Source organism: Nocardia sp. NPDC059177 (assembly GCF_042755165.1).
Taxonomy (GTDB): domain Bacteria; phylum Actinomycetota; class Actinomycetes; order Mycobacteriales; family Mycobacteriaceae; genus Nocardia.
The window spans coordinates 55,271-61,767 of sequence record NZ_JBHZBX010000026.1 but is presented as its reverse complement, the minus strand read 5'-3'; the positions used below and the strand labels follow the sequence as shown (position 1 = coordinate 61,767).

Sequence of the window (6,497 nt, the reverse complement as noted above, 5' to 3'; positions counted from 1 at the left end):
TGCTGGTGGTGGTCATCGTGTTCGTCGGTCCATCCTCGCCCTACAATGCCGGGTTGCTGTGAGCCACCGGCCTCAACTCAGGCTGACACGTAGGGCATCCTGCGTGGCGAATACCGGCACCGGCTCTACGGCGACGTCGAACTCGGTACCGAGATCGACGTTTCGAGCCTGCGCGCGGTGCACGTGCGCCAGGAACGAGTCGGGGCCAGTTACGCGCTGCACCACAGCGCTGTTCACGCCGTGGTCGCCGAACCCGGCACCGTGTCGCTGGTGCTGCGCGGCCCTGCCATCAAGGACCAGTTCCTGGTCATGGACGCCAAGAACGGCAAGTCCTGGTGGCAATACGGGGCCACGAAGGAATCCCTCGAAGACGCTGCGGAGAAACGCATGTCCCCGCAGCGCCTCGAGGAACTGATCGCCTCGCTCGATGAGTGGCAGCTCATCTGACGAGGTCTAGTGACGATGAGGACCGGGGAGAGAGGTCGCGGTCCTCACCGTCGCCTGTCACCAGCCGAACAGTGACAGTGACTTGCCGGAGGAGATGTGGCCCAGTGCTTCCCGGCAGTAGGGGATCATGTCCGCTGGCAGAGCGTCGGCGGAGAACCATTCCAGCGCGTCGCACTTGTCGGGTTCCATGTTCGTCGGTTCGCCCTCCCACTGCCGGACCTGGAAGAAGAACGCGACGCGTCCGCCGGACGAGCTGTTGTGCATGATGTGGGCGAACTCGACGTCCTCGGGCGCGATTTGCACACCGATCTCCTCGGCGGCCTCACGCCGCAGCGCCTCGACCACCGACTCCTCGGCCTCGAGATGGCCCGAGGGCGGGTGGAACGCGCCATCGGCGTACCCGGTGCCAGCTCGCCGGCCGAACAGGATCCTCCCCTGGTCGTCGGTGAGCAGCAGGTGCACATCACCGATGAGGGTGTGCCTTTCAGTGCTGGCCACAGCCATTTCTTACCTCTCTCTCGATGCGCTCGACATGAACGCGAGCACGACCATAAGCCATCGGCGGCCCACGTACTACTGGTCCGCCGCATCGGAATCGGAGACCTCATGTCGCACCAAGCCACCCTCCATCGCAGCGAAGGCCAGCTCCTCGTTGTCCCCAGCCAGACACCCGAAAGCTTCCGTGCGATCATCACTTTCGGCGACGCGGCCAGACACGGCCGCTACGAAGCTCGCCTCCCTGCGCACCAGAGGACCGGCTACCACCGGCAGGACTTCGCGACAAGCTACGGCCGCCACCAGAGGCAGGACTGACATGGACACAACACCTCGAAGGACTGCGTCCACACGGCCACTAGAATGTCGGCGGTTGCCGGTTCATGGGAGCGGCCGAACGGGCCGCCACCCAGGCGAATTGGGCACCTCACTACACGGATTCCGAGGTTTCCGGATCAGTGCCACCCGGCTGCGGGTCCGGATCAGCGGGGATGCGGGCGATGCGGCCGACTTCGACCCACCGATGTAGCAGGGCTGCCGCGTGGTGCTCGTCTATCGGCCAATACTCGTAATCCGCGCCGAGGTACTTGAGCCGCGACGGGCGTTCGTCGGGGTGCCATTGTCCGTCGCGGCCGACCGTCTGAGCAGCGGCAACATTCTTCGGCATCATCAACGTGAAGCGGGTGACGGTGGGGGTGCTCATCGTGTATGCGGCGGTGAGTTCGCCTGCGGGAATCCGGGTCATTGCCATGCCGGTGTTGTCGCCCGCCTCGTCCGGCGGTTCCGGGCCTCGAAGATAATACACCCAGTCGCTCACGACGACCTCCGTTCTCTGGTGGTTGCCCCAGGAGTGTGAAGCCAACCCGCAGCCACGACAACTGTTCCAGGCGCACTGGCTCCGGCCACGCCAACTCGGGCGTAACGGCTGGATGAGTAGAGTGAGAAGCCTGTAGTCGGGGGCCCGGCCGCAGTCGAGTACACCAGGAGCGGTGCGAACGGCTGAAGGTTGTCCGGGTCGCGTCGCTGCGTCGCGGGTTCCTGATCTGGGATTACAGTCGGCCGATGCGCCTCAGTACACGAAATCAGCTCGACGGGATCGTGCTCTCGGTGACCCGTGGTGAAGCGATGGCAGTGGTTCGCGTCCGGCTCACCGGCGGGGACGAAGTGACCTCGTCGATCACCCGCGACGCGGTCGACGACCTCGGCCTGGCCGAGGGATCGCCGGTCAAGGCACTGATCAAGTCGACCGAAGTGACCCTCGGCGTCGAGTGAGACCCGCTCCCGCCGCCCTATTCGCTTCACATTCTGCAGTGAATAGCCGGTAATATCGCTGTATGAAGCATCGTAGGTGCAGCTGGGAGGCCGCCGACTGGCCTCACTTCACCTACGACGCCGCGCGGGTCGCCCAGCCGGCCGCGGCCGTCGCGTTCGCACAGGGCCGGCTGCACGGTCGACTCGCACACGCAGACGACGACACGCAGGAACGCGCCGGGCTGGAGGCCCTCACCACCGACGTCGTGCAATCGAGCGCCATCGAAGGCGAGTTGCTCGACGCGGCATCGGTCCGATCGTCCATCGCCCGCAGACTCGGCGTGGACATCGGTGCGACAACCCCCACCGACCGCAGAGTCGACGGCGTCGTGGAAATGGTCCTCGACGCGACCCGCCATCACGACCGGCCGGTGACAGCGGAACGTCTGTTCGGCTGGCACGCAGGACTTTTCCCGACGGGATACTCCGGCATCTCACGAATCACCGTCGGTGGCTGGCGCACTGACGAGACCGGTCCGATGGAAGTGATCTCCGGCCCGTACGGCAGACAAGTCGTCCACTTCGAAGCTCCGCCGTCGTCCCGCCTCGACGACGACATGCACCGATTCCTGACCTGGCTCGACGCGGAAACCCCCGAACCCGCGGTGCTGAAAGCCGGCCTGGCCCACCTGTGGTTCGTGACGATCCACCCCTTCGACGACGGCAACGGCAGAATCGCCCGCGCCATCGGCGATCTCGCCCTGGCCCGATCCGAGCACAGCCACCGCCGCTTCTACAGCCTGTCCGCCCAGATCCAGCGCGACCGCAAGAATTACTACGCCATCCTCGAACGCACCCAACGAGGCACCCTCGATGTCACCGACTGGCTGCTCTGGTTCCTCGACGCGCTCCACCAGTCGATCACCAGCGCCGACACCACCATCGACGCGGCCCTCGCGAAAGCGAACTTCTGGCGCACCTGGCACACCACAGCAATGAACCCCCGACAAATCGACATGCTCAACCGGATCCTCGACGGCTTCCACGGAAAACTGACCACCCGCAAATGGGCGATCATCACCAAAACCTCCCAGGCCTCAGCCCTCCGCGACATCAACGAACTCATCGCCCTCGGCGCACTACAACGCTCCGACTCGAGCGGACGAAGCACGTCCTACGAGCTGACGGAATCCTCCGACCCGAAACACATATAGAGTCGCACCGGCCGTCGGCTATGCGTGTTCGAGTGTGGAGCAGCTCGCACGGCATGCGACGGTGCGGTCGGGCTCATGGCGTCGACCGCGAAGTACTGAAAGTCCCGCTCTGTCCATGAGTGTCAGTGCGCGAGTTTGAGCCCGACGACACCGAGCACGATCATCGACAGGAACACGATCTTCAGTACCCCGACCGGCTCCGCGCCGGTGGTCATCGCATAGGCCACGGTGAGGACCGCGCCGATTCCGACCCAGACCGCGTACGCGGTGCCGATCGGTAGGTCGCGCATCGCCAACGCCAGTCCGGCCATGCTGGCGACCAGTGCGGCGAAGAACACCACCGACGGTCCGAGCCGGGTGAAGCCCTCGGTCTTGCCCAGCGCGGTGGCCCACACGGCCTCCAGACAACCGGACACGACGAGCAGAATCCATGCCATGACAGCCCTCCTCGGGCCGTCTTGTCGCACTCCGGGTACGGCACCCCTCGTCCGGTAGCCCGCTCACCGGGCTCGATCCGAGCTTGTCACGCCGGCTACCGGGCGGCAAGCGATGGTGCCCGACCTCACCGCAGGCCTCAGCCCGACTCGCCGTGCGTCGCGAGGTAGACGAGCAGACTCAGCGTCAAGGCGAGGGCTCCCAGCACCCCGCCGACGACGGTGTCGGTGCGATTGGTGGCCACGCCACGCTCGATCCGGTCCCACCCGACGAACGCGGCCGCCACCGCCGCCACCGCGGTCGGGATGCCGAGGATCTCCCCGGCGAAGGGGATGAACGCCAACGCGCACGCGACGATGCCGAGTACCAGCGACGTCAGCCCGGCACCGTTGCGCGGCGGTGGTGTGGCCCCGAGTTCCGGCATCTCACGAGCGTAGCCGCCTGCGTCCGGTCACGGCCTGCCTCACTGATCGACGCGATCGAAGCGCAGATGCAGTTCACGCGGAGCGCCGACACTGATGCCCACCGAGCGCTGCACCTCGGTGCCGGGGGCGAGGCGGAATCCGGTGAGCCGGTCCAGCAGCCGGGTGATGCCGATATCGAGCTGCATGCGCGCGAAATGGCGGCCGACGCAGCGGTGGATGCCGATGCCGAAAGCCAAGTGCGGGTTACGTTTCCGGTCGAAATCGAGTTGCCCGGGCGATTCGAAGCGGGCCTCGTCGCGATTGCCGGAGCGCCAGTGCACCGCGATCCGGTCGCCCTTGGTCAGCGGGACGCCGAGCAGATCGTTGTCCTCGGCGACCACCCTGCCCATCACGCTCACCGTCGAGGTGTAGCGCAGCAACTCGTTCAGATCGCGGCTGACCCCATCGGGTTCGCGCAGCCGCGCCTCCAGACCGGGGACCTCGGCGAGATATTCGGCGATGTAGGCCAGCGCGCCGCGCGTGGTGTCGAGTCCGCCCAGCAACAGCACGGTGACCACCCCGAGCCGCTCTTCCATCGTGAGCGGCCTGCCGCCGTCGACGGTGGCGTCGACAATGGATTGCAGCAGATCCTCACGAGGTGCCGCCGCCCGCTCGGCCATCAGCTCGGCCGCCAGCCCCGCGACGGCGGCGAAACTCTCCGGAGTGTTCTGCACCGATACCTGGGTGACCGCGTCGACCGCGCGGGCCAGCCGCTCCTCGTTGTCGTCGTCGAGCACGATCTTGGCCAGCGCGCCCGCGGAGAACGGGATCGCGAACTCGCTGACGAACTCGACCTCGCCCCGTTCGGCGAACTTATCGATGAGATCGTCGGCGAGCTGACGCACCACGGGCTCGTAGCGTTGCAGGGCCGACCGGTCGAACGGCCCGTTGAGGAAGGCCCGGAAGTCGTGGTGCAGAGGCGGGTCCACGTCGATGGGCGGCAGGGCGACCGGCACCGTGGTCAGCCCGGGCATGGCGGAGCTGAAGATCTCCGGATGCGCGGCCACGGTGACCAGGTCCTCGTAGCGGGTCACCACGTGCATGCCGCCCCCGAAGCCGGTGTGCACGACCGGGCACTGCTCGCGGGCCCAGGTGAGCTGCTCGTCGAGCTGGGCGCAGTGGCTCTCGTCGAACCAGTCGAGTCGATCGAAGAACTCCTGATGGCTTGCGGTCACGGCAAACTCCTTCCCACCCCCGGATCCGGGCCTCCGCTGATCGTGCGCCCGTCGCACGCGCCCAGTCAACCCTTTCGGCGGCGTCGATGTATGCGAATTATGTTGTGCTGTCATGGTTTCAAGAACTTTCCAGCACAGTGAGCGCGGTCTTCGGGCGGCAGGCGCCGCACCCAGCGAATCGCGCGACCGCCCCGCGCAATGTCCGGGAGACCGGACGGGTGTGGCATCGTGGACACGATCCGCCGCACGCGGGTGGGGACGGCCGAGAAGGTGAGTGCATGCGCGCAGTGCTGATACTGGTCGTGGTGCTGGCGATCGGGCTGGTCGTCGGTGACCGGGTCGCGGTCGTCGTGGCGCAGAACGCGATCGCCGGCATGGTCGCCGACCGATACGAGCTCCCACAGCAGCCCGACGTGCGGATCAACGGCATCCCGTTCCTGACCCAGGCCTTCGACGGCGAGTACGCCGAGATCGATATCCGGGTCGGCGACTGGACCGGCCACGACATCACCGTGCGCGACCTCGACGTCACGCTGACCGATGTCTCCGCGGCGGTGTCCGACGTCGTCGACCGGCGCACCGAGAACCTGGTCGCCACCACCGCGACCGCGACCGCCGTGGTGCCCTACGACGTCGTGCAGGGCTTCGCGCCCTCGGACGTGGAATCAGTCGCCTACGGGCCGGACGGGCTCAGCGCCACCGGGAAGTTCTCGGTGGCCGGCCTCTCGGTGCCCGCGACGGTCCTGTTCACGGTCGCGCCGGTCGACGACGGCATCGAGGTCACGCCGGTGTCGGTGCAGGCCACGGTCGGTGGACCGGCGGTCCCGCTGGCCGTGCTGCGCCGGACGCTGACCTTCGTGGTGCCGCTGCGGCAGTTGCCGCTGGGTGCCCGCCTGACGGCCATCGAACCGGCCGCCGACGGACTGCACGCCACCGCTGTGGCGCGAGACGTCCGCTTGTCGGACCTGCCGTAATACTCCAGCGATAGTTCGTGACGGGTTGTCAGGGGTGCTGAT

General features: G+C 66.9%; 9 protein-coding genes and 1 riboswitch. Of the genes, 4 read left to right on the top strand and 5 right to left on the bottom strand.

The features are described 5' to 3' along the window. The first annotated feature begins 177 nt into the window (after window positions 1–177). The gene (locus ACFXK0_RS25895) at window positions 178–447 is read left to right on the top strand and encodes a hypothetical protein (RefSeq protein WP_379413450.1); all 270 of its coding nucleotides are present in this window, start codon (window positions 178–180) and stop codon (window positions 445–447) included. A 57-nt stretch (window positions 448–504) separates the two neighbouring features. Here ACFXK0_RS25895 and ACFXK0_RS25890 read toward each other — a convergent pair whose 3' ends face one another. Further along, window positions 505–951 (bottom strand): NUDIX domain-containing protein, encoded by a 447-nt coding sequence (locus ACFXK0_RS25890; protein ID WP_379413449.1) that lies wholly within the window; start codon window positions 949–951, stop codon window positions 505–507. 421 nt (window positions 952–1,372) lie between these two features. Then, entirely contained in the window at window positions 1,373–1,759 is a 387-nt protein-coding gene (locus ACFXK0_RS25885; RefSeq protein WP_379413448.1) for a hypothetical protein, read from the bottom strand. A gap of 245 nt (window positions 1,760–2,004) precedes the next feature. Here ACFXK0_RS25885 and ACFXK0_RS25880 point away from each other — a divergent pair, with 245 nt between their 5' ends. Both ACFXK0_RS25880 and ACFXK0_RS25875 read left to right on the top strand, forming a co-directional pair. Further along, the gene (locus ACFXK0_RS25880) at window positions 2,005–2,214 is read left to right on the top strand and encodes a molybdopterin-binding protein (protein ID WP_379413447.1); all 210 of its coding nucleotides are present in this window, start codon (window positions 2,005–2,007) and stop codon (window positions 2,212–2,214) included. 62 nt (window positions 2,215–2,276) lie between these two features. Beyond that, entirely contained in the window at window positions 2,277–3,407 is a 1,131-nt protein-coding gene (locus ACFXK0_RS25875) for a Fic family protein (protein ID WP_379413446.1), read from the top strand. Window positions 3,408–3,529: 122 nt separating this feature from the next. Here the strand turns inward: ACFXK0_RS25875 and ACFXK0_RS25870 are convergent, their stop codons facing one another. The 3 genes from ACFXK0_RS25870 to ACFXK0_RS25860 all read right to left on the bottom strand — a co-directional run bounded on the left by ACFXK0_RS25870 (window position 3,530) and on the right by ACFXK0_RS25860 (window position 5,481). Then, window positions 3,530–3,844: a DMT family transporter gene (locus ACFXK0_RS25870; RefSeq protein WP_379413445.1), complete on the bottom strand. Its 315-nt coding sequence runs from the start codon at window positions 3,842–3,844 to the stop codon at window positions 3,530–3,532. 10 nt (window positions 3,845–3,854) lie between these two features. After that, a riboswitch (guanidine-III (ykkC-III) riboswitch) is annotated at window positions 3,855–3,921 on the bottom strand. Window positions 3,922–3,981: 60 nt separating this feature from the next. Next, a complete protein-coding gene (locus ACFXK0_RS25865; RefSeq protein ID WP_379413444.1) occupies window positions 3,982–4,266 on the bottom strand; it encodes a hypothetical protein in 285 nt (94 codons plus the stop codon). Between the two features lie 39 nt (window positions 4,267–4,305). Beyond that, window positions 4,306–5,481, bottom strand: a complete 1,176-nt coding sequence (locus ACFXK0_RS25860; RefSeq protein ID WP_379413443.1) for a cytochrome P450 — start codon at window positions 5,479–5,481, stop codon at window positions 4,306–4,308. A gap of 278 nt (window positions 5,482–5,759) precedes the next feature. On the opposite strand from ACFXK0_RS25860, the gene ACFXK0_RS25855 reads away from it, so the two are divergent. Further along, on the top strand, window positions 5,760–6,455 hold the full coding sequence (locus ACFXK0_RS25855) for a DUF2993 domain-containing protein (RefSeq protein ID WP_379413442.1): 696 nt from the start codon (window positions 5,760–5,762) through the stop codon (window positions 6,453–6,455). The last annotated feature ends 42 nt before the right edge of the window (window positions 6,456–6,497 follow it).

What these genes read in the sequence shown, in the direction of transcription:
- ACFXK0_RS25890 (WP_379413449.1), bottom strand. Translation starts at nt 951, where the DNA reads ATGGCTGTGGCCAGCACTGAAAGGCACACCCTCATCGGTGATGTGCAC.
- ACFXK0_RS25880 (WP_379413447.1), top strand. Translation starts at nt 2,005, where the DNA reads ATGCGCCTCAGTACACGAAATCAGCTCGACGGGATCGTGCTCTCGGTG.
- ACFXK0_RS25875 (WP_379413446.1), top strand. Translation starts at nt 2,277, where the DNA reads ATGAAGCATCGTAGGTGCAGCTGGGAGGCCGCCGACTGGCCTCACTTC.
- ACFXK0_RS25870 (WP_379413445.1), bottom strand. Translation starts at nt 3,844, where the DNA reads ATGGCATGGATTCTGCTCGTCGTGTCCGGTTGTCTGGAGGCCGTGTGG.
- ACFXK0_RS25865 (WP_379413444.1), bottom strand. Translation starts at nt 4,266, where the DNA reads ATGCCGGAACTCGGGGCCACACCACCGCCGCGCAACGGTGCCGGGCTG.
- ACFXK0_RS25855 (WP_379413442.1), top strand. Translation starts at nt 5,760, where the DNA reads ATGCGCGCAGTGCTGATACTGGTCGTGGTGCTGGCGATCGGGCTGGTC.